The sequence below is a fragment of the Pseudomonas sp. GL-B-26 genome, assembly GCF_019947405.1.
Taxonomy (GTDB): Bacteria; Pseudomonadota; Gammaproteobacteria; order Pseudomonadales; family Pseudomonadaceae; genus Aquipseudomonas.
Genome location: NZ_JAGYGJ010000002.1, coordinates 76,707 through 99,537, shown reverse-complemented (window position 1 = coordinate 99,537; position 22,831 = coordinate 76,707). Strand labels below are relative to the sequence as shown.

14 protein-coding genes are annotated in these 22,831 nt (G+C 58.8%); 6 read left to right on the top strand and 8 right to left on the bottom strand.

Annotated features, from left to right (window positions below):
• Positions 1 to 79: 79 nt before the first annotated feature.
• Positions 80 to 1,216: an acyl-CoA dehydrogenase family protein gene (locus KGB23_RS01835; RefSeq protein WP_046048264.1), complete on the bottom strand. Its 1,137-nt coding sequence runs from the start codon at positions 1,214 to 1,216 to the stop codon at positions 80 to 82.
• A 244-nt stretch (positions 1,217 to 1,460) separates the two neighbouring features.
• Between KGB23_RS01835 and KGB23_RS01830 the strand changes: the two genes are divergently transcribed.
• The 4 genes from KGB23_RS01830 to KGB23_RS01815 all read left to right on the top strand — a co-directional run bounded on the left by KGB23_RS01830 (position 1,461) and on the right by KGB23_RS01815 (position 6,863).
• Positions 1,461 to 2,357 carry a GlxA family transcriptional regulator gene (locus KGB23_RS01830; protein ID WP_173860460.1) on the top strand — a complete coding sequence of 299 codons (897 nt, stop codon included), beginning with the start codon at positions 1,461 to 1,463 and terminating at the stop codon, positions 2,355 to 2,357.
• Positions 2,358 to 2,581: 224 nt separating this feature from the next.
• Positions 2,582 to 4,519, top strand: coding sequence for a flavin monoamine oxidase family protein (locus KGB23_RS01825; RefSeq protein ID WP_223429665.1), 1,938 nt, complete (start codon positions 2,582 to 2,584; stop codon positions 4,517 to 4,519).
• Positions 4,520 to 4,756: 237 nt separating this feature from the next.
• Positions 4,757 to 5,644 (top strand): nitrilase family protein, encoded by an 888-nt coding sequence (locus tag KGB23_RS01820; protein ID WP_223429664.1) that lies wholly within the window; start codon positions 4,757 to 4,759, stop codon positions 5,642 to 5,644.
• 16 nt (positions 5,645 to 5,660) lie between these two features.
• Positions 5,661 to 6,863 carry a hypothetical protein gene (locus KGB23_RS01815; RefSeq protein WP_223429663.1) on the top strand — a complete coding sequence of 401 codons (1,203 nt, stop codon included), beginning with the start codon at positions 5,661 to 5,663 and terminating at the stop codon, positions 6,861 to 6,863.
• 95 nt (positions 6,864 to 6,958) lie between these two features.
• Here KGB23_RS01815 and zapE read toward each other — a convergent pair whose 3' ends face one another.
• From zapE to KGB23_RS01800, 3 genes are all read right to left on the bottom strand, one after another.
• The gene (zapE, locus tag KGB23_RS01810) at positions 6,959 to 8,053 is read right to left on the bottom strand and encodes a cell division protein ZapE (protein WP_046048269.1); all 1,095 of its coding nucleotides are present in this window, start codon (positions 8,051 to 8,053) and stop codon (positions 6,959 to 6,961) included.
• 91 nt (positions 8,054 to 8,144) lie between these two features.
• On the bottom strand, positions 8,145 to 9,500 hold the full coding sequence (locus tag KGB23_RS01805; RefSeq protein WP_223429662.1) for a tryptophan--tRNA ligase: 1,356 nt from the start codon (positions 9,498 to 9,500) through the stop codon (positions 8,145 to 8,147).
• Positions 9,501 to 9,524: 24 nt separating this feature from the next.
• On the bottom strand, positions 9,525 to 10,169 hold the full coding sequence (locus KGB23_RS01800) for an alpha/beta hydrolase (protein WP_223429661.1): 645 nt from the start codon (positions 10,167 to 10,169) through the stop codon (positions 9,525 to 9,527).
• Positions 10,170 to 10,313: 144 nt separating this feature from the next.
• Between KGB23_RS01800 and KGB23_RS01795 the strand changes: the two genes are divergently transcribed.
• On the top strand, positions 10,314 to 10,748 hold the full coding sequence (locus tag KGB23_RS01795) for a YhcB family protein (protein ID WP_223429660.1): 435 nt from the start codon (positions 10,314 to 10,316) through the stop codon (positions 10,746 to 10,748).
• 98 nt (positions 10,749 to 10,846) lie between these two features.
• Here the strand turns inward: KGB23_RS01795 and KGB23_RS01790 are convergent, their stop codons facing one another.
• Together KGB23_RS01790 and KGB23_RS01785 are read right to left on the bottom strand one after the other, a co-directional pair.
• A complete protein-coding gene (locus tag KGB23_RS01790; protein WP_223429659.1) occupies positions 10,847 to 11,563 on the bottom strand; it encodes an OmpA family protein in 717 nt (238 codons plus the stop codon).
• 116 nt (positions 11,564 to 11,679) lie between these two features.
• Entirely contained in the window at positions 11,680 to 12,324 is a 645-nt protein-coding gene (locus KGB23_RS01785; RefSeq protein ID WP_008155953.1) for an MBL fold metallo-hydrolase, read from the bottom strand.
• A 215-nt stretch (positions 12,325 to 12,539) separates the two neighbouring features.
• Between KGB23_RS01785 and KGB23_RS30205 the strand changes: the two genes are divergently transcribed.
• Positions 12,540 to 18,281, top strand: a complete 5,742-nt coding sequence (locus KGB23_RS30205; RefSeq protein ID WP_317851604.1) for a M10 family metallopeptidase C-terminal domain-containing protein — start codon at positions 12,540 to 12,542, stop codon at positions 18,279 to 18,281.
• Between the two features lie 73 nt (positions 18,282 to 18,354).
• Here the strand turns inward: KGB23_RS30205 and KGB23_RS01765 are convergent, their stop codons facing one another.
• Positions 18,355 to 21,093 (bottom strand): LuxR C-terminal-related transcriptional regulator, encoded by a 2,739-nt coding sequence (locus tag KGB23_RS01765; protein ID WP_223429658.1) that lies wholly within the window; start codon positions 21,091 to 21,093, stop codon positions 18,355 to 18,357.
• Positions 21,094 to 21,462: 369 nt separating this feature from the next.
• Positions 21,463 to 22,827, bottom strand: a complete 1,365-nt coding sequence (locus tag KGB23_RS01760) for a DUF1329 domain-containing protein (protein WP_223429657.1) — start codon at positions 22,825 to 22,827, stop codon at positions 21,463 to 21,465.
• Positions 22,828 to 22,831: the final 4 nt, after the last annotated feature.

Sequence of the window (22,831 nt, the reverse complement as noted above, 5' to 3'; positions counted from 1 at the left end):
AATCGAGTTCTACTGGAAGAATACGGTCGAATGTGGGAGCGGGCTTGCTCGCGAAGGCGTCAACCCAGTCACAGCAAAATCAAAGCGACCGCGCAATAATCTCCTTCATGATTTCATTGGTCCCCGCATAAATTCGCTGCACCCGCGCATCCGCCCACGCCCGGGCGATCGGGTATTCCCACATGAAACCGTAACCGCCATGCAACTGCACGCACTCGTCGAGCACCTTGCATTGCAGGTCAGTGCCCCAGTACTTGGCCATCGCCGCGGTTGGCACGTCGAGCTTGCCTTGCAGGTGCAGTTCCAGACAGCGATCGACGAAGACCCGACCGATCTGAATCTCGGTCGCCATCTCCGCCAGTTTGAAGCGGGTGTTCTGGAAGTCGGCGATCGCCTTGCCGAATGCCTTGCGCTCGCGGGTGTAATCCAGCGTCCATTGCAGCGCAGCTTCAGCCGAAGCAAGCCCGCCGATGGCAACGGTAAGACGCTCTTGAGGCAATTCCTGCATCAGGTACGCGAAGCCCATCCCGGCCTGCCCCAACAGGTTTTCCTTGGGTACCCGAACGTCCTGGAAGAACAGTTCCGAGGTGTCCTGAGCCTTCATGCCGACTTTTTCCAGACGCTTGCCCTTGGCGAAGCCTGGGGTGTTGGCTTCCACCAGAAACAGGCTGGTGCCTTTCGCGCCAGCCTTCGGATCGGTCTTGGCCACGACAATCACCAGGTCAGCGAGAAAGCCGTTGGTGATGAATGTCTTCGAACCGTTGATCACATACTCGTCGCCATCGAGCACCGCGGTGGTTTTCACCCCTTGCAGGTCGGAACCGGCACCCGGCTCGGTCATGGCAATCGCCGTGACCATCTCGCCAGACACCAGTTTCGGCAGGTATTTGTGTTTCAGCGCTTCACTGCCGTAATGCAGGATGTACGGCGCGACGATGTCCGAATGCAGGGAAAAACCGATACCGGTCAGGCCGAGACGACCGATCTCTTCGATCACCACTGTGCTGTAGAGAAAGTCCGCCCCCAGGCCGCCGTACTCTTCCGGCAGATGCGAACACAGCATCCCCGCCTCCCCTGCCTTGTTCCAGAGTTTGCGGTCGATATAGCCTTGTTTTTCCCATTGCCCATGGAACGGCACGGCCTCTTTTTCGAGGAACGTTCGCACGCTGTCGCGAAAAAGTTCGTGCTCGGAGCTGAACAAGGTTCTGGGGATCATGCGGCACCTGTCGTTATTGTTAGCCGGAATTGACCTTCAGAGACTATGCCCCGCACCCGATACAGGACACTGGACACATCAGACAAAAAATAAGACGATCCAGCCGTCTGGTGACCACTTTCCCCTATAAGAATAAAGTTGAATTATGTCTAACCAAGTCTCCACGCCTTTGCGGCGCGTCAGCATCCTGGCTATCGACCGGGTTTTCGCTTCCACCCTCATGCAAGCCAAGGATTTCTTCCACCTGGCCAGCCTGCGTTACGGCAAACAACTGGGCCAAGGCCTGACGCCGGCGTTCGAAACCCGCCTGGTCAGCCCCGACGGCAAACCGGTGAACAGCTTCAGCGATGTAATCATGCCGGTGGACGGCGGCCTGGAAAACGCGGACATCATTGTCCTTCCAGCCTTCTGGGACGATTTCGATACCCTTTGCCAACGTTATCCACAGGTCCTGCCTTGGCTGCGCCAGCAACATGCTCGCGGCGCAGTACTCTGCGGCGAAGCTACCGGGGTGTTCTGGCTGGCCGAGGCCGGGCTGCTCGACGGCAAGGAAGCGACCACTTACTGGCGCTTCTTCAATGCGTTTGCCGAACGCTTCCCGCGGGTTCAGCTCAATCAGGACAAGCACCTGACCGACGCCGACAACCTGTATTGCGCCGGCGGAACCACCTCGGCCTGCGACCTTTACATTTACCTGATCGAACGCTTCTGCGGCGCCAACGTGTCCCAGGCCGTGGCGCGGGACATTCTTTATGAAGTGCAGCGCAGCTACTCGCCAGGACGAATCGGTTTCGGCGGCCAGAAGCTGCACCAGGATGTGATCATCCTGCAGATCCAGCACTGGCTCGAAGAACACTTCGCCGACAAATTCCGCTTCGAAGACGTGGCTCGCGAACACGGCATGAGCATCCGCAATTTCATGCGGCGCTTCCAGACCGCCACCGGCGACAAGCCGCTGCATTACCTGCAACGACTGCGCATCGAAACCGCCAAGGGTCTGCTCTCCGGCAGCCGCAAGAGCATCAAGACCATCAGCTATGAAGTCGGTTACGACGATGCGAGTTTCTTTGCGCGCTTGTTCCGCCAGCACACCGAGCTGTCGCCGAACCAGTATCGGCAGCAGTTTCAACAGGCAGCATAACTGTTGATACACGCGCCGCCACGGAATTGCCAAGCGGCGCCTGTTTCAGAATTAAACTGCAAACACCAACGGTGTTTAAAGATAACGATCGCGTGATTATTTCCCTTACATGAAAAACGGAATACAGAGTACCGAACAAGTCCTTTGTGCTCTTGCGAGCCGCTTACCGAGAACCCCAATATATTCTTCCCGCCAGCTGAACTGCACTTCAGGGAAGATCATCAATGACCACAGAAACAAGTTCCCAGCCTCTCTCATTTAACGACAAGACCGAAAACCTCCAGGCTAAAAATAAATGGTCAGGCCGATTCCCAAATCCGCCGGACTTATGCTTTGACTACCGAGCGTTAATTGAACAGGAACACGGCGTAGCAAAAGCAACTGATCCCACCCATAAAATATGCATCATTGGCGCAGGCGTTACCGGACTCACTGCTGCCCGAGAACTTTATCGTTGCGGTTTTACCGACGTGACACTGATAGAACAATCGACACGCATTGGCGGCAGGCACCTGACCGTCCATGGCCGCCATCCAACAAAAGAAAGTCATACACCTTTCGAGATGGGCGCCATGCGTCTGCCATTTTTCAATAGAGAAAACGAGCCACCCAAAGAGGGGCGATCGCTGATGGCTTACTACGCCAAGGCATTTGACCTCGCGCTATCGGACTTCCCCAATCCGGGAAGTCAGTGGGTGAGTTCGACAGGCATTTATCTTCAGGAAGGCAGCCTGGGTGGTCGCGCGGATCCGCACATGTTGATCTGGACAAATGAAGACGGCTTGACGCCTCCACCCGACGAGGCGCTGCAAACGGTTTATGCCAAGTGGAAAGCCTTTGCCGCCAGGATGACTCGCCAGATTGCGCTGATCTACGCCACACAGGAGTGGGAAGCCGTCTGGGCGGCCATCGTCGACAGGTACGAGCGTGTTTCGTTTCGCGACCTGGTCTGCATGCCGGTGCTGGAAACCTGGAGCAAGGACAAAACTGGAGATTTCGGCGGAGTCGGAATGACCTCGTACGAATCCACCCTGTTCTATTCGATTGGCATCGGCGATGGTAGCTGGGGCGCTTTTTATGACGTGTGCGCGCTCTACCCACTGCGTACCGCCATTTTCGGATTCAGCAGTCGCCTGCAACTGGTTCACGGTCGGGTCGATTCGTGCGGCGAACCGCTTCCCGCGCCTTACTTGCACAACGACGCTGTTCTCGATGCGAAGGGTCTGCCTTTCGACAGCCCTCGCTACATCGGCCTCGCGGCGCTGGACGAATGCCTGCTGTTCATGAACACCGACAGCGCGCACACGTCGTTCTACGAACATTGTCTTGAAAGAGGCGACGGATTTTTCACCGATTCATCCGTCAACAAACTGAAGAAGCTGGACGATCAAAAAGTACGCGTCTACTACACATGGAAATTCAGCCAGCCCTGTCAATCGCAGGAACTGTTCGATGACTTTGACGCTGTCATCATGACCCTGCCTTCATGGCTGATTGAAACAGGTATCCGACTCGAAAACTTCAATCAGCAGATGTTGCCATTCGCGATGATCAACGCTTACAAAACAGCGCACTGGGAAACAAGTTGCAAAGTGTACGCCCCCTTAAACAAATCATTCCTTTCAAGCCAAACCCGAATCCCCCAAGCGATTGTGACCGACAGTTTCATTCATGACGTATACAGCTATCGCTATAACGAGAATTATCCATACGACTGCATATTATTAAGTTACACATGGGAGGATGACGCCACCAAACTGGCGTTGTTTAACGACCAGGAACTGGTGGCGAAGTGCGTAGAGGAACTCGACCGGATACTGATGAATTCCGCCAATATCCAACAGAAGATTTCTCCCTACATTCAAACTGAACAGGCCGTGGTCCAACGCTGGATGACGGACAGAAACGCTTTGGGCTGTGCAAAGTTATACAGGCCCGGCACTTATTACGACGCGGTGAGCCTGATGAAGTACAACCGGGATTTCTCGCCTGTGTCCGGTCTGTATTTCTCCGGCGAATCGTTTTCAGTCGATGCCGGCTGGACAGAGCCCTGCTTTCGCGGCGCCGTGGATGCCGTAATTCATATCTGCAATAAAACCGCAGCGGTATTCAACGGCGGATTCTGCATGAGCGACTACCCGCAATACCGCGTCCGCAACTGACATCCGGCGCCATCTCCCAGAACCAATGCGCCCTGCGCATTGGTTCTGTCTCTGCGCAACCGCTCTATTACGCCATCTTGCGCCCCGACAGAAGCATTCGGGCGCCCTGCCCTGCGCGATCTTCGGACACGGACTACAGCTCAAACGGAAGCCGCTGACTTACGCAAAAACGCCATTTCAACTCTCATAAACACGCAGCTAAACAGCGTGAATAACAATAAAAAGAGGTCATCGAAAATGAGCGAGCCAACAAGTCCTGTTCGTATAGCAGTCGTGCAATTCGATCCACAAGTCGGCAAAGAGAAACGTGCAGGTAATCTGCGTCATGGTCTGGAGTTGGCCCTGGAGGCGGTAAACGGCGGCGCGAATCTCATCGTGCTGCCCGAGCTTTGCAGCACAGGTTATTTCTTCAGCAATCGGCAAGACGCGTTCGACCATTCGGAGGTGATTCCCGACGGGCCAAGTGTGCAAATCTGGGTGGACTTCGCCCGTCAGTACAAGGTTTACCTGGTGGCTGGCTTGACTGAGCGCGATGGCATGCGGCTGTTCAACACCGGCGTTCTGGTCGGGCCTGACGGTTTTATCGGCAAGTATCGCAAAGCCCATTTGTGGAACCTGGAGAAGCTGTGGTTCACGCCGGGAGATTTGGGCTTTCCGGTTTTCGACACGCCTATTGGCCGTATCGGATTGTTGATCTGCTGGGATATCTGGTTCCCGGAAGTGCCGCGAATCCTCAGTCAGCAAGGCGCAGACATCATTTGCAGCCTGAACAACTGGGTGTGGACGCCTCCGCCGCTGTTCGATGACGCCGGCAAGTGCATGGCGTCGTACCTGACCATGACGGCTGCCCACGTAAACAACGTGTTCATCGCCGCCGCCAGCCGGATCGGCGAAGAGCGAGGGGCTCGTTACCTGGGTTGTTCACTGATTGCCGGCACCAATGGCTGGCCGATTGGCGCGGTGGCTTCAGCGGACCAGGAAGAAATCCTGTTTGCCGATATTGACCTGACCAGCTCCCGCAGTGCGCCGATCTGGAACAGCCTGAACGATCTGCATCGCGATCGTCGCACCGATCTCTACGATCAAATGCTCGGTTACACCCAACACCCTTGTCTGCCGCGCTGATAAGGGGACATGACTGATGGAAACCACAACCGAAAGAAACCGGCTTGCCGGCAGGTCGCCGCTGGATCTTGCGATCATCCTGCTGATGATCGGCACGACACTGCTGATTGTCTGGCTTTCATTCACCTACCGTTCCGCCTGGGAAGCGCATTGGCCAAGTTACAGTGACATGGTCTCGAGTCTCCCCGAACCCAGTGCCTGGTTGCGCTGGGTACTGGGCGACATCAGCGAAGTTGCGTTCTACAAACACGAGTTCGCTTCAATAGGGCTGTTGGCCGGCGCCTATCTGGCTTATTGGGCGAATCGAACGGGAAAAGCCTGGCAAGGCTTTGCCATCTCCTACGGGACGGGATTATGGCCGTGGCTGGTGACCAGTTCGTTGCTTGGGCTGTTGTTGAGCAACCTGCTGTGGGGCTGGACGGTCACGGCCTCCAGTTGGCAACCGACGTTTGCGGCGTTTGTTTCGTTGCCGGCGGCGATGGTGCTGATGTTTGGCGGCGGCTGGAAGGTCACAATCAATGGCGCAATCATGGGCGCCGTGTTCGTCACTCCGATGTGCTTGTTGATCGTCAATTACGTCTGCAACCCCCTCGGATTGCCGGCGGTGATCGGCAATGTCACGGGCATGGCGGTCGCCAGCGTCGGCGCTTTTCTGCTCTGTCGTTACCTGCCGAGCCTGGTGAAATCCGACCCACCCAAGAAACCGCCCTCCCCTGTGCCCGTACCCGCCATCACCAAAACGCCCGATTATGGTGTCGTGTGGAGCCTGCGCCGGGTGTTGGCCGACTTTTCGGAAGCGCCGTTCTTTGGCAATGAATGGGCCAGTCTCGGTTTGATCGCGGGCGCCTTGATGGCTTACACCTTGAACCCCACAAGCCCGGTGTATGGCACGGGCTTGCTGCCCCAACTGATCGCCGCGCAAGCGTTGACCTCGGCGTTAGGCGTAGTGATCTGGCGTCAGCAATGGATATTGCGCGGCTGGTATCCCACCTACGTTCCGTTGGTGTCAGTCGTACCGGCGGCCGTTCTGACGTACGGCGGCAGCTGGCAGGTGATCACCGCGAGCGCACTGCTGGGCGCACTGATTGCGCCACCCCTGGCCTGCGCCATTGCCCAGCGGGTGCCGGCCTACATGCATGCCTACATCGGTAATGTCCTGTCCATGGCCATCAGCACCTTGCTGATCATTCCGATTATCGGACTCCTGATAGCCAACTGACGCACGCTGTCATCCGGCTGTGGCCAAGCAAACGGGGTTTTTTCAGCGCACAAAAAAGGCCTGCAATGCAGGCCTTTCTCATTTACCGAAATGTCCTACGGCTTATGCGCCCGGGACAGGAATTCGTGGGACTGCATTTCCAGCAGACGACTCAGGGTGCGCTGGAACTCGAAGTTCAGGCGACCGCCAGTGTAGAGGTCTTTGAGCTCGACTTCAGCGGAAATGATCAGCTTCACGTTGCGGTCGTAGAACTCGTCGACCATGTTGATAAAGCGTCGGGCGATGTCGTCGGTGGTGACGCTCATCTGCTCGACACCGCTGAGCAACACGGCGTGGAAGATCTTGCCCAGTTCGATGTAATCGTTCTGGCTGCGCGGGCCGTCGCAGAGTTCGCGGAAGTCGAACCAGGCCACGTCATCGCAGGTGCGCACGGCACGGATTTCGCGGTTCTCGATCATCAGCACGTCGTTCTCGATGGCTGCCGTGCATTCCGGCGTCAGGGCGCGGAAGCTCTTGCGCAGACTTTCGTGGGACGCATCATCCAGCGGAAAGTGGAACAGCTCCGCTTGCTCAAGGTGACGCAGACGATAATCGACGCCGCTGTCGACGTTGACGATCTCGGTGTTCTGCTTGATCAGCGCAATGGCTGGCAGGAAGCGCGCACGTTGCAGACCGTCCTTGTACAGACCGTCCGGGACGATGTTCGAGGTCGCGACCAGGGTCACGCCGTTCTTGAACAGCTCTTCCATCAGCGTGCCGAGGATCATCGCGTCGGTGATGTCGGACACGAAGAACTCATCGAAACAAATCACCCGGGCTTCATCGGAGAAGCGCTTGGCGATGATGGTCAGCGGGTTTTTCTCGCCGCCGAGGGTCTTCATCTCTTCGTGCACGCGCTTCATGAAGCGGTGGAAGTGAGTGCGGACCTTTTCCTTGAACGGCAGCGCTTCGAAGAAGGTGTCGACCAGATAGGTCTTGCCCCGGCCGACGCCGCCCCAGAAGTACAGACCCTTGACCGGTGCCGCGTCTTTCTTGCCAAACAGTTTGCCGAACAGACCCGGTTTGCTGTGCGAGGCCGCGACCAGATCGTCGTACAGGCGCTGCAAATGGCGCACCGCAGTTTCCTGCGCGGCGTCATGAAAGAATTCCGGGCGTTTCAGATCAGCTTGATATCGTTCTAGGGGCGTCATAATTCGTTAGCAAGGCAACAAAAACGGGCCGTCACTGTAGCGACGGCCCGTGGGAATGGCAATCGGCCCTTGGTCGGGCCGAGCCGTTGATTTATTCCTGAACCGGCGTCAGAGCAACCCGCAGGGTCTCGATGGCAGCATCGCGAGCGGCGCTGTCAGCAAAGGCCGGGCTGTCGGCAACGCACTCGCCTTCCAGCCAGACGCTGAAGCTCAGGTCTTCGTTGCGCACGTCCAATGGCTGACCCGATTGCAATTGCTTGGTCACCTGGCCTGCGGTTTTACCGTCGGCGAAGTTGCGCGACAGCAGCAGTTGATCGCCGTCGGCCGCCAGCAGACGGAAGCGAAAACTGCCGTCGTCTTCACGAAAGCTGACGAAACGCGCGGCTTTCGCGGCTTTCTTCTTGGTGGTGGTCGCGACCTGAGCCTGAGCGACGAAAGAGCGCAGGCCAACCGCTTCACGCAGTTCATGGAGGAACGGTGTCGCTACCGAGCGGGCCTTTTTGGCGCCGATCTGCAGGATGTCTTCCAGGTCTGCAGGGCGTTCGATCAGTTGGTGATAACGCTCGCGGGACTCGCCCAGCTCGCTGTCCAGCAGCTGGAACAGACGATTCTTCGCCTCGCCCCAGCCCAGGCCTTGCAACAGTTCGCTGCGGAATTCGTCGGACTGCGCCGGGGTGGCGAAGGCCTGGAACAAGGTGAACAGGTGCGAGTTGTCTGGATCTTTCGCCTCGCCCGGTGCACGGGAGTCGGTAACGATCCGCGAAATGGCGTCCTTCATTTCCTTGGCGCTGCTGAACAACGGAATGGTGTTGTCGTAGCTCTTCGACATCTTGCGACCGTCGAGGCCTGGCAGCGTGGCAACGCTTTCTTCAATCAGCGCCTCGGGCATGGTGAAGAATTCTTTGCCCTGGCCGAACAGGTGGTTGAAGCGCTGGCCGATGTCACGGGCCATTTCCACGTGCTGGATCTGATCACGACCGACCGGCACCTTGTGGGCGTTGAACATCAGAATGTCCGCGGCCATCAGCACCGGGTAGCTGTACAAGCCCATGGTGATGCCGGCGTCCGGGTCTTCGCCGGTTTCGACGTTCTTGTCCACCGAGGCCTTGTAGGCGTGGGCGCGATTGAGCAGGCCCTTGGCGGCGACGCAGGTCAGCAGCCAGGTCAGCTCGGGGATTTCCGGGATGTCGGACTGGCGATAGAAGGTTACACGGTCCACATCCAGGCCACCGGCCAGCCAGGTCGCGGCGATTTCCAGACGCGAGCGCTGGATGCGCAGCGGGTCATCGCATTTGATCAGGGCGTGGTAGTCGGCCAGGAAGTAGAACGAATCGGCATTGCTGTCACGGCTGGCGATGATCGCCGGGCGGATGGCGCCGGCGTAGTTGCCAAGGTGCGGCGTGCCGGTGGTGGTGATGCCGGTGAGGATACGGGTACGAGTCGTCATGGGTAATCGCTTGTCAGACTGCAATCAATTCGAAAGACGCGGCAGGATCAGATCCTTGAGATCGGTCAGCTTGCCATGAAAAAAGTGTCCGCATTCTGCCACTTTCAGCAGCTCATGGGGGCGCTCGAGTTTCGAGGACCAGTCGTAGACGGCTTGCGGATCGATGACTTCGTCGGTTTCCGGCTGGATCAGGGTCAACGGGCAGTTGACCGGCAACAGGTCATAACCATTGAGGCGAGTGACAGCAGCCGCGACCATGAACAAATGTTTCAGCTGTTCGCTCTTCGCTTCCAGGCGTCCGCCGAGACTGGCGGCAACAAAACCGCCGAAGGAGAAACCGAACAGCGTCAGCGGCAAGTCCGGGTGTTTGGCCCGCAGCCACTCGGCGGCCGCTTGAGCATCGTCGACTTCGCCAGTGCCCATGTCGTGGCTGCCTTCGCTGGCGCCGACGCCACGATAATTGAAACGCAAAGTAATCAAACCGGCATCGCGCGCGGTGCGCTGCAGGGTCGAGACCACTTTGTTGAGCATGGTGCCGCCCTGCACCGGGTTCGGATGGCAGATCAGCGCAATGCCGCGTGGCTGCTCATTGTCCAGGCCCTTGTTTTCCAAATACAGGGCTTCCAGTTGGCCGACCGGGCCATCAATCACTACAGGGGTTTCGCGCATAAGCAAGGAAGGAACTCCGTGACCTCAAATCGGGTCGACTCGTCTAGCAAATTGTCTGTGCCAATCTATTGCGAGTGAATCGCGGTATACAGCGCAGGTTCGAGCCGTTAACGTAAAGCAAAGCCGTTTATAGAGGAAGGACTCGTGGAACACTCGCTCTTAGTTTGGTTGTTGCCGACTCTTGCCCTGGTTGTGGGTGTCGCCATTGGTTTCCTGATCGCTCGCCTGGTGCCGAATGCCGCGCCTAGCAGCACACAACGTCAGCTGGATGACATTCAGGAACGTTTCGACAGTTATCAGAACGAGGTGGTTACCCACTTCAACAGCACTGCAACACTGGTCAAGAAGCTGACTGCGAGCTATCAGGAAGTGCAGGATCATCTCGCCGAGGGTGCCAACCGCCTGGCCCTGGACGAGCAAACCCGCCAACGCCTGCTGGCCTCGCTGCACGCCGATGCGGCAACCGCCCCACGGGAACGCCTGACGCCACCGCGCAATCAGGAGCCGCCTCGCGACTACGCCCCCAAAGCCCCGAACGCGCCGGGCATGCTCGATGAGCATTACGGCCTGAAAAAGTAATCAGGTTTCGCGCGACACAAAAAGCCCCCGGATGAGTGATTATCCGGGGGCTTTTTAATTGCTGATGGTTTTTTGTTGCCTAGGGTTCAGTCAGGCTATTACTGGTACTGCTGAGTCGGTTGCTCATACTGCTGACCGGGAATCGCCTTCAGGTTGACCTCGACCCGACGGTTCTGCGCCCGACCATTGACGTCACCGTTGCTGGCAATCGGGTTATCCGGCCCGGCACCGCGAGCCGACAGGTTGGCACCGCTCACTCCCTGAGAGGTCAGGTAAGTTGCCACGCTCTGGGCGCGACGCTGCGACAGGTCCATGTTGTGCTGGCGGCTGCCGGTGCTGTCGGTGTAGCCGACGATCTCGATCTGGTTCTGGCTGAACTCCTTGAGCGAGCCCGCCAGATTGTTCAGCGGCTGATAGAAACCCGACGCGATGTTCGCCGAATCGGTGGCGAAGGTGATGTTACCCGGCATGATCAGTTTGATCTGATCACCCTGGCGCTGCACTTCCACCCCGGTGTTGGCCATGCTGGCGCGCAGCTTTTTCTCTTGCTGGTCGGCGTAATAACCGTAACCGGCAGCCGAAGCACCCACCACCGCAGCGCCAATCAGCGCGCCCTTGCCACGGTTATCGTGACTGATGGCGGCACCGGCCAAAGCACCGGCCAGCGCGCCGAGGCCACCGTATTTAGCGGTTTTGCTCATGCCCGTGGAACCACCGTCGGCCTGACCCTGGTTGTCGTAAGGGTTAGGCGAGGCACAGCCAGACAGCAAGGCCACAGCCGTAGCGACAATAATCAAACGCTGCTTGGTGAACATGAAGAGCTCCTACTTTTTGCATTCTGTGGTGCAACGGACCAAGGCATTAAACCTTTGCGGGCGTTGGATCATTGCGGATGAAAATAATTCCGCCACGCCCCTCACAACGTTAGATATCACGCCCGCACAAAAGGGTTCTCGCGCATTTCATCACCCAGACGTGTGTCCGGACCATGCCCGGTCACCACCGTCGCCTCTTCATCGAGGGTGTACAGCCGCTGCTTTATCGACCGCACGATGGTCGCCTGATCGCCACCCCACAAATCCGTGCGCCCTACCCCGCGACGAAACAACGTGTCACCGGCAATCAGCAGCTTAGCCTCTGAAAACCAAAAGCTCATGGAACCCGGCGTATGACCCGGCGTGTGCAACGCCACGCCGCAGCCGCAGGCCAGTTCTTCATCATCGGCCAACCAGCGATCCGGCGGCGGCACCGGCGTGTAGGGCACACCGAACATCTGGCACTGCATCTCCAGGTTGTCCCACAAAAATTGATCTTCTTTATGCAGATGCAGGGTTGCGCCAGTTTTCTCCTTCAACTGACCGGAAGCCAGGAAGTGATCGAGGTGCGCATGGGTATGAATGATGCTGACCACCTTCAGGCCCAGTGCGTCGAGCCGCGCGAGGATCAGTTCGTGATTACCGCCCGGATCGACCACGATGGCCTTTTTGGTGATCGGATCGCCAATGATCGTGCAGTTGCACTGCAACGGACCTACGGGGAAGGTTTCGCGGATCAGCGCTGGGCTTGGGGCATTCATGGGAGGTCCTGACGAGTCGATTTTGAACAGGATACCAGCCGCCTTTTCTTCAGGTTCAACGCGGCGAGCCGATACACCTCTGCATGCCAGTTATTTGACGTCAATCGCACAAAAAACAGTGGCCCTATGATATCAATTGGCGCTATTTCTAGTGCAAAATCGCCTTCTTGTAGCGACCACTTTCAGGACGGTCGCATTCCACTCAGGATATCCAGATGTCGTCTCCTCTTGGTTACGTGTTAACAAAGCCTTCCTTTTTTACCGGTAACCACCAGATCGACAGTCTGATCGACGGCACCTCCTGGTTGAGTCCTGACTGGGGCAATGACATCTTCGCGACACGGTTGACCTATAGTTTCGTCAATCCTGGCCAGTCGTACTTCGCCATCAAGTACAGCGCCGAAAATGAGTACCTGAATAGTTTCGCCCTGACCTCAGCCCAACAAAACGCCGTGACCAGCGCACTGGGCGCGTGGAGCGCCGTGGCCAATATCAAGTTCACCCAGGTCGGTGACAATGACAGCAGCGCGGGCGACTTGCGTTTCGGCGGCTATTGGGACATGGATGCCGGAGCCGCTGCCTGGGCGTACTCCCCAGACACAACGCCGCTGGGCGGAGATGTCTGGATCTCGCCGACGACGAATAACCCGACGCCCGTCAAAGGCACCTACGACTTCATGACGTTTGTGCATGAAATCGGTCATGCCCTGGGTCTCAAGCATCCTTTCGAGGCAAGCAACTCCAACACCCAGGTGATCGCTCCCGAGTTCGACGATTCGCATTACACGATCATGAGTTACCACAACGCGTATTCCTACCAGCCGACGACGCCGATGCTGCTGGATATTCTCGCCATGCAACAGCTCTACGGAGCCAACAATCTCTGGCAAACCGGCAACAACATCTATAGCTGGGCACCTGACAAATCAATATTCGAGACAATCTGGGATGCTGGCGGCAACGATACAATTAATGCCAGCAACCAGCTGGACTCGGTCCTGCTGGACCTCAACGAGGGCGCGTTCAGCAATATCGGCAAGGCATTCATCGATGGAGCCAATCAGACGCTCATCAATAACGGATTGGCGATTGCCTATGGCGCAAAAATCGAGAACGCAACAGGCTCGGCCTTTGACGATGTGCTGATCGGCAACGCGCTGAACAACGTGCTGAACGGCATGGGCGGCGCTGACACAATGGCTGCTGGCGCAGGCAACGATGTCTATGTGGTGGACAACGTCGGCGATGACGTCATCGAACTCGGTACGTCGCTGAGCGAGATCGACACCGTCGTGTCGTCCATCGACTACACCCTGGGCGACAAAGTCGAGTACCTGACCCTCACCGGTACGGCCAACCTCAACGGCACCGGCAATGCCCTGAACAACCGCCTCGTCGGCAACACCGGCAACAACGTCCTCGACGGCGGCCTTGGCGCCGACGTGATGATCGGTGGCACCGGAAACGACACCTACATCGTCGAGAACTTCAGCGACGTCGTCACCGAGACCAGCACCCTGATCACCGAGATCGATACCGTGATGTCCTCACGCAGCTATATCCTCGGCGCCAACCTGGAAAACCTGACGCTCACCGGTACCGACAGCCTCAGCGGCACCGGTAATGCGCTGCGCAACGTACTGACCGGTAACGACGCCGGCAACACCCTCAACGGGGGGGCGGGTGTCGACACCCTGATCGGAGGGGGTGGCAATGACACTTATATCCTTGATCAGGCCGGGGAACTGGCCCTGCTGCAAGAAGACGCCGACAAGGGCACCGACCTGCTCAACATCACCTACGCCGCCACTGCGCTGACCGGCGTGGTCGATCTGAGGCTGACCAATCTGGCCAACGTGGAGAACGTCACCCTTACCGGGGCCGGCACCTTCAGCGTGATCGGCAACGATCTGGACAACAGCGTGATCGGCAACGCCGTCGCCAACACCCTGCAAGGCGGCGCCGGCAATGACGTGCTGAACGGCGGCGGCGGCGCCGACACCCTGAACGGGGGCTTGGGCGACGACACCTACATCGTCGACAACGTCGGCGACAACGTTGTCGAAGCGGCCGATGAAGGCCACGACCTGATCAAGACCTCGGTCAGCTATACCCTGTCGGACAACGTCGAAGATGCGCTGTTGCTGGGTGTGGCGGCACTGAATCTGACCGGCAATAGCCTGGGCAACACCTTGACCGGTAACGCTGCCGCCAACGTGCTGAACGGCATGGCCGGCGCTGACACAATGGCTGCTGGCGCAGGCAACGATGTCTATGTGGTGGACAACGTCGGCGATGACGTCATCGAACTCGGTACGTCGCTGAGCGAGATCGACACCGTCATGTCGTCCATCGACTACACCCTGGGCAACAACGTCGAGTACCTGACTCTCACCGGCACCGCCAACCTCAACGGTACCGGCAACGCCCTGAACAACCGCCTCATCGGCAACGCCGGCAACAACGTCCTCGACGGCGGTCTCGGCGCCGACACCCTGATCGGCGGCACCGGCAACGACACCTACCTCGTCGATAACATCAAAGACATCGTCAGCGAAACCAGCACGGTGGCCGGCGAAATTGACACCGTGGTGTCCTCGATCAACTACGCCCTGAGTGCCAACGTCGAAAAACTGACCCTGGCCGGCACTGCCAACCTCAACGGGACCGGCAATACCCTGAACAACGTGCTGACCGGCAACGACGGCAACAACCTGCTGGACGGCGGCATCGGCGCAGATACCTTGAGCGGTGGCTTGGGTGACGACGTTTACATCGTCGACAACATCGGCGACAACGTTATCGAAGCGGTGGACGAAGGCCGCGACCTGATCAAGACCTCGGTCAGCTACACCCTGTCGGACAACGTCGAAGATGCGCTGTTGCTGGGTGTGGCGGCACTGAACCTGACCGGCAATAGCCTGGGCAATACCTTGACCGGTAACACTGCCGCCAACGTACTGAACGGCATGGCCGGCGCGGACACCCTGAACGGTGGTGCCGGTAACGACACTTATATCGTCGACAATATCGGCGATAGCGTCATCGAAAGCGGCACATCGCTGAGCGAGATCGACACCGTCGTGTCGTCCATCGATTACACCCTGGGCAACAATGTCGAGTACCTGACCCTCGCCGGCACCGCTAATCTCAACGGCACCGGTAATGCCCTGAACAACCGCCTCGTCGGCAATGCCGGCGACAACATCCTCAACGGTGGCGTCGGCGCCGACACCCTGATCGGTGGCAGCGGTAACGACACCTACATCGTCGACAACGTGAAAGACGTCGTCACCGAGACCAGCACCGTGGCCAGCGAAATCGACACCGTGGTGTCCTCGCTCAATTACACCCTCGGTGCGAATCTGGAAAACCTGACCCTCACCGGCGCAGCCCACCTCAGTGCCACCGGTAACGCCCTGAACAACGTGCTGACCGGTAACGACGGCAACAACCTGCTCAACGGTGGTGCCGGGGTCGACACGCTGATCGGTGGTGCAGGCAATGACACTTATATCCTTGATCAGGCCGGGGAACTGGCCCTGCTGCAAGAAGACGCCGACAAGGGCACCGACCTGCTCAACATCACCTACGCCGCCACAGTGCTGACCAACGTGGTCGATCTGAGCCAGCCCAATCTGGCCAACATGGAAAACGTCACCCTCACCGGGGTCGGCACCTTCAGCGTGATCGGCAACGATCTGGACAACAACCTGATCGGCAACGCCGTCGCCAACACCCTGCAAGGCGGCGCCGGCAATGACGTGCTGAACGGCGGCGCCGGCGCCGACACCCTGATCGGTGGAGAGGGCAATGACGCCTACATCCTTGATCAATTTGCTGAGTTGGCCCTGGTGCAAGAAGACACCGACAAGGGCACTGACCTGCTCAACATCACCTACGCCGCCACTGCGCTGACCGGCGTGGTCGATCTGAGGCTGACCAATCTGGCCAACGTGGAAAACGTCACCCTCACCGGGGCCGGTGCCTTCAGCGTGATCGGCAACGATCTGGACAACAGCCTGATCGGCAATGCCTTCGCCAACACCCTGCAAGGCGGGGCCGGCAATGACGTGCTGGACGGCGGCGTCGGCACAGACACCCTCACCGGTAACACCGGCGACGACACCTACACCGTCGACAACATCGGCGACAAAGTCATCGAACAAGCCGGCGAAGGCCACGACCGGGTCAATACGTCCATCAGCTACACCCTTGGCGCCAACGTCGAGGATGCTCGACTGACAGGTATTGCAGCGCTCAATCTCACCGGCAACGAGCTGGACAATGTGCTCACCGGCAATGCCGGCGCGAACGTGCTCAATGGTGGCACCGGGGCGGACACGCTGGACGGCGGCGCCGGCAACGACACCTATGTCGTCGACAATATCGGCGATACGGTGACCGAAAGCGGCACATCGCTGACCGAGATCGACACCGTCATGGCCTCGATCAACTACACCCTGGGCAACAACGTCGAGTACCTGACCCTCACGGGTACGGCCGGTATTAACGGCACCGGTAACGCCCTGAACAACCGCCTCGTCGGCAACGCTGGCAACAACATCCTCGACGGCGGCCTCGGCGCCGACGTAATGATCGGCGGCACCGGCAACGACACCTACATCGTCGATAACATCAAAGACGTCGTCACCGAGACCAGCATTCTGGCCAGCGAAATTGACACCGTGGTCGCCTCGTTCAATTACACCCTCGGTGCGAATCTGGAAAACCTGACCCTCACCGGCAGCGGCAATCTGATTGGCACCGGCAATGCCCTGCGCAACGTGCTGATCGGCAACGATGGCAACAACCTGCTGGATGGCGGCGTCGGCGCAGACACCCTGAGCGGTGGTCTCGGCGATGATATTTATATCGTCGATAACGTTGCCGACACCATCATCGAACGGGCCGATGAAGGCCTCGATTTGATCAAGACGTCGGTCAGCTACACCTTGTCGAGCCATGTCGAAGACGCGCAGTTGTTGGGGGTGGCGGCATTGAACCTGACCGGTAACGAGCTGAACAACACCCTGACCGGTAACGCAGCGGCCAACACCCTGAATGGCGGCACGGGCGCGGACGTCATGATTGGCGGTGCAGGCAATGATGTTTACGTCGTCGATAACGTCAATGACCTGGTCACAGAAACCAGCGCCCTGGCCACCGAGATCGACACCGTGATGTCGTCCATCGACTACATCCTGGGCACCAACCTTGAGTACCTGAGCCTGACCGGGACGGCTGGCATCAACGGCACCGGTAACGCCCTGAACAACCGCCTCGTCGGTAACGCCGGCGACAACATTCTCGACGGTGGTATCGGGGCGGACACCCTGATCGGTGGCAGCGGTAACGACACTTACATCGTCGACAACGTGAAAGACGTCGTCACCGAGACCAGCACCCTGTCCAGCGAAATCGACACCGTGGTGTCCTCGCTCAGCTACACCTTGGGTGCGAATCTGGAAAACTTGACCCTCACCGGCAGCGGCAATCTCATTGGCACCGGTAATGCCCTGAACAACGCGCTGACCGGTAACGACGGCAATAACCTGCTCAACGGTGGTGCCGGGGACGATTTACTGGACGGCGGTGCTGGTAATGACACGCTGATCGGCGGGCTGGGGACCGACACCCTGACGGGTGGTGCGGGCGCCGATCTGTTCGTGTTCAACGCTCTGAACGAACTGGGTAAAGGCGGTTTGCGCGACATCATCACCGACTTCAGCACCCTGGACGGCGATAAAATCGACTTCTCGAAATTCGATGCCAATCTCTTGAATGCCGGGATAAACAAGTTCAGCTTCATTGACTCGAACGACTTCACGGCGGCAGGACAATTGCGCTTCGTCGACCATGTGCTCTATGGCAACGTCAATGGCGACTTGGGCGCGGACTTCGAAATCCAGTTGGTGGGCGTCAACAGCTTCAGCACCCACGATTTGGTCGCGTGACAACGACAACACAATGAAAAACGCCCCGACTGGTTCGGGGCGTTTTGCTGTGGTGAGCGCAGTCGGGTTTCAGCTACCCCAACACCCCCAACTCCTTCGCCCGCGCCACCGCCTGCGTGCGCCGTTCAACCCCAAGCTTGCTGTTGATATGGCTGGCATGGGTTTTCACCGTGTGCAGCGAGATAAACAGCTGATCACTGATTTCCTGATTCGAGCAGCCTTGGGCGATCAGGCGCAGGACTGCCATTTCCCGAGTACTCAGTTGTTCCGCCACGGCAGTTGACTCCACTGCAGGACGGGCTGCCACTGTCGGAAGTTTTTCTGCAAGGCTCTGAGACACAGGCGTCGGCGCACCGAATTGAAGTTGGTTACGCAGCCAGTCCGAATGTTCAGCCAACAACCTGTCAAACGGTTGCAGCACTCCACCGGCCGCCGCTTCCAGCGCCTGACTCAGGGCCTTGCGGGCCTCGGGTTCGCGTCCGCACCCCAGCAATAACGTCACTTTCTGAGTCAGTGCCATCACGCTGAGCAGCTGCCTGCCGGTTTGCTGCCCATGCTCAAGCAACGCGTTCAATCGTCCTTCGGCCAGCATCGGCTGCCCCTGAATGACCTCCAGCAAGGCTTGCTGCAACTCGATATGCAGCGGCAGTTGCGGATGGAACTCCGGAGGGGCTGCCGCGTGTTCGCCGTTGTAGGTCTGGCCCAAGCGAGCGAGCCAGGCTTCGGCCAGATCGGTACGCCCCTGAGCCAGCCAAAGTTCACATTTGACCAGGGTGATCATCGCCAGGTAGTAGATCGGTGGCACGTCCCAGATGTGCATCAGGCGCTCGGCTTCGGCGAGTTCAGCGAAGGCTTTGGCGAATTCGCCGCTGATGCCCTCAAGCCTGGCGATCACACAGTGGCCGATCAATACGCTGATATCGCGACAGGCGCGTGCTTCATTCAAACCGGCTTGCAAGCGTGCCCGTGCGGCTTGGGGCTGCAAGCGCAGGGCTAACAAAAAGCCTTCGTACAAGGTCAGTCGGGCGCGTACCGCATAGAGCCGTTGCGGGGATAACGGTTGCAGGCGTTGCAGCCCCTGGCGCACTTCATCCAGCGCACGAAGGATTTCCCCTCGCGCTTGCAGCACGCGAGCGCGGTCGTAATGGGCCAGCGCTTCGAACAGCGGGTTGCCAACCCGTTGCGCCAACTCCAGAGATTCACGGTTCAACCCGCGGGCACGCCACAAGTCGCCGTCGGCAATGGCCAGGTTGGACAGGGTCGAGAGGCACATCAGGCGTTGCCCGTAGCGTTTGGCGGGCAGGCTCTGCTGCGCTTCAGTGCAATAGAGCAGCGTCAGCTCGCGATTGCCGCGCCCGCGAGCGATGATCCCGCTCAGGGCCAGCCATTGCGCCAGCATGGATTTCTGCGCAGTGGCCGATGGGGCCGGCAGGAAGCGACTCAAATGACTGGCCAGCTCCTCGGCGGCATCCAGCTGACAGGCCAGCCCCAACGCCCAGCTGTACAGCACGATCAGCCGTGGCGTGCTGATCAGCAGGCTGTCGGGCAAGTCCATTTTCCAGCGCAGCAACATGCCGACGTTCTGTTCGGCCAGCAGTTGTTCTTCGGACAGGTTCTGCACCAGGTTCGCCGCGACGTCCAGGTGCCCGGCACGCAATGCCTGCTCAACCGCCTCGTCGAGCAGCCCCTGGGCATTGAACCAGCGACAGGCGCGCAGGTGCAGGCTGGCCGCCGGTACCATCGCTTGCGCGGTGGGCCGGGTGCGCAACAGGTCGGAAAACAAATGGTGGTAGCGATACCAGTGACCGTTTTCATCCAGTGGTACCAGGAACACCTGATGGGCCAGCAGAAAACGCAGGATCTCGGCACTGTCATGGGCTTCGCGAACGGCGTCGCACAGTTCGCTGCAAAAGCGTTCCTGAGGTGCTGTGTCGTAAAGGAATGACTGCACCTCGGCGGGCAGACAATCGATGACTTCTTCGAGCAGATAATCGCGGATCAGCCCTTCCCCGCCATGCAAGGCCTGCGGCAAAGCACCCTGGGAGCCCGCTTCAGACGCCGCCAGCAGCCAGAAACGCAGCCCGGCAACCCAACCTTCGCTGCGCTGGATGAGGCTCTCCAGCGCTTCGCCACGCAAGGAGCTGCTGTGCCGATCAAGCAGGGTCAGGGCTTCGTCGTGAGTCAGGCGCAAGTCCTGTTCATTCAACTCGAGCAGTTGCCGCGACAGCCGCAGGCGCGCCAGATGCCAGTCCGGCCGCTGCCGACTGGTGACCATGACCAGCAAGCCGTCAGGCAGGTGATTGAGGAAAAATTGCAGGCAGCGATCGAGAACCGGACCCTGCGCCAGATGGTAGTCATCCAGCACCAACAGCAGGGGCGTACTCGCGGACAGGTGCACGGCCAACTCATCGAGCAAACCGTCCAGCCATTCTTCAAAGGCAAACGGCTGGTGCCGCTGGCGCATTTTCAGCAGGCCCAGGGACTTGCTGCCCAATTGCGGAAAAAAGTCCTGCAGGCCTTCGAGCAACCGCTCGAGAAAACGTCCGGGATCGCTGTCTCTCGGACTCAACCCCAGCCACAGACTTTGCCAGTGAGCCGGCAAGCCCTGACAGAACTCCACCGCCAACGAACTCTTGCCAAACCCCGCCGGTGCGCTGACCAGCAACAGCCTGCCACCGAGACCCGCACTCAGGCGCTCGCACAGACGAGGCCGCAGCACATGGCCGTCGGGCAACGGAGGCCGAAAAAAACGCCCGTCCAGTGCCGCGACGGCAACGCTTGCAGGGCCCGGGGGTGGGGACAGATCAGTCATGGCCGGCTCTTGTTTGAATGGCGGTTGGCGGCGTTGCAGATGTCCGCAGCCTAGCGGTAAACGAAGAGGGATTGAAGGTTATTGCTACAAATGGCTACAAAAAGAATACAAGCAAAGGTGTCCGCCTGATCTGAGCTCACCTTGTAGCAGCTGTCGAGCTTGCGAGGCTGCGTCCGGCTGCGCAGCAGTCGTAAAACCTGAATGCAAGGTTGTCCTGAAACATCGCTGCGTTTGACTTCACGACTGCTGCGCAGCCGGACGCAGCCTCGCAGGCTCGACAGCTGCTACAACGGATTGTTATGGCCAAAAAAAAAACGCCCCGAACCAGTCGGGGCGTTTCTCGAGGATGCGGCCTCTGTTCAGGGCAGCTTAGCGAACACCATCCTGGCGCAGAGCGGCCGGAGTGAAGTCGCTGGTGGTGGCGGTGAAGCCGAAGTCATACGCCGATTTCTCTTCGTTCTTCATGCCCAGCGCCAGGTAGCGGCCCGATTGCAGGTCGTACAAGGTTTCCAGGGTGTACCACGGCACTTGAACGTTGTAGTAGTTCTGGGCGTGAGCTTCCGCCACACGCCACAGTTGATTACGACCGTCGTAGTGGTCGATCACGGCCGCTTGCCAGGTATCTTCGTCGATGTAGAAGTCACGCTTGGCATAGATGTGGCGCTGACCTTCCTTCAAGGTAGCCACCACATGCCAGACCCGGCGCAGCTCGTAACGCGCCAGGTCCTGGTTGATGTGACCGGCCTTGATGATGTCGTCGTACTTGAGTTGCGGCGAGTCGAGTTTGTAGGCGTCGGAGGCGATGTACATCTCTTTCTTGCCTTCGAGCTTCCAGTCGTAACGATCCGGTGCACCGTTGTACATGTCCAGGTTGTCAGAGGTACGCAGGCCATCGGCTGCGGTACCCGGCCCGTCATAGGACACTTGTGGTGCGCGACGCACACGACGCTGACCAGCGTTGTAGACCCACGCCGAACGTGGTTCTTTCACCTGGTCGAGGGTTTCGTGCACCAGCAGCACACCACCGGCCAGACGTGCCGGCGCGGTCACTTTCTGCTTGAAGTAGAACAGGATGTTGCCCGGGTTCGCCGGATCGTAATCCTTCATCTTGTCGCGGAACACGAACTGATCCTGGAAGTACACCAGGCTGTACGAGCCGTTCGGCTGCGGCGTGGCCTGGGTCACCAGACGGGTCACGCTGCCACCGCGATAGCGGGTGATGTGGTTCCAGATGACTTCGACGCCGGTCTTCGGAATCGGGAATGGGATTGCGGTTTCGAAGTTCTCCAGACCGTTGCCGCCGGACACCAGGTTAGTGGCGGTGGCGTTTTTCTTGATGGAGGCAAACACGGCATCCGGCACGGTCGCGCCGCGATGGGACGGGTAGACCAGCATCTTGAAGGTTTCCGGGTAGCGCTTGAACATCGCGTACTGGCCCGGTGCGAGTTTGTCCTTGTACTGGTCGACGTTCTGCGCCGTGATGGTGAACAGTGGTTTTTCACTGGCGAACGGGTCGGACAGGAAACCTTTGCTGTCGACGGTGCCGGCGTTTTTCGCCATCGGCTTCCAGGCCGGGATCGATCCGTCAGCGTTGCCCGCCATCTCGGCGCCCATCGGGGTCAGGCTCTTGCCCAGTTTGTCCGCTTCGGCCGCAGGGACCGCCGCCATGACGCCGGTCGCCAGCAGCGAAAGCCCCAGAACACCGACGTGGAACAGACTCTTTGTTATTTTCATAGGT

Bases quoted from the DNA above. Each gene is read 5' to 3' on its own strand.
- zapE (WP_046048269.1), bottom strand. From the start codon at position 8,053: ATGACGCCCCTAGAACGATATCAAGCTGATCTGAAACGCCCGGAATTC.
- KGB23_RS01765 (WP_223429658.1), bottom strand. From the start codon at position 21,093: ATGACTGATCTGTCCCCACCCCCGGGCCCTGCAAGCGTTGCCGTCGCG.
- KGB23_RS01825 (WP_223429665.1), top strand. From the start codon at position 2,582: ATGACCACAGAAACAAGTTCCCAGCCTCTCTCATTTAACGACAAGACC.
- KGB23_RS01835 (WP_046048264.1), bottom strand. From the start codon at position 1,216: ATGATCCCCAGAACCTTGTTCAGCTCCGAGCACGAACTTTTTCGCGAC.
- KGB23_RS01785 (WP_008155953.1), bottom strand. From the start codon at position 12,324: ATGAATGCCCCAAGCCCAGCGCTGATCCGCGAAACCTTCCCCGTAGGT.
- KGB23_RS01820 (WP_223429664.1), top strand. From the start codon at position 4,757: ATGAGCGAGCCAACAAGTCCTGTTCGTATAGCAGTCGTGCAATTCGAT.
- KGB23_RS01790 (WP_223429659.1), bottom strand. From the start codon at position 11,563: ATGTTCACCAAGCAGCGTTTGATTATTGTCGCTACGGCTGTGGCCTTG.
- KGB23_RS01815 (WP_223429663.1), top strand. From the start codon at position 5,661: ATGGAAACCACAACCGAAAGAAACCGGCTTGCCGGCAGGTCGCCGCTG.
- KGB23_RS01805 (WP_223429662.1), bottom strand. From the start codon at position 9,500: ATGACGACTCGTACCCGTATCCTCACCGGCATCACCACCACCGGCACG.
- KGB23_RS30205 (WP_317851604.1), top strand. From the start codon at position 12,540: ATGTCGTCTCCTCTTGGTTACGTGTTAACAAAGCCTTCCTTTTTTACC.
- KGB23_RS01800 (WP_223429661.1), bottom strand. From the start codon at position 10,169: ATGCGCGAAACCCCTGTAGTGATTGATGGCCCGGTCGGCCAACTGGAA.
- KGB23_RS01760 (WP_223429657.1), bottom strand. From the start codon at position 22,827: ATGAAAATAACAAAGAGTCTGTTCCACGTCGGTGTTCTGGGGCTTTCG.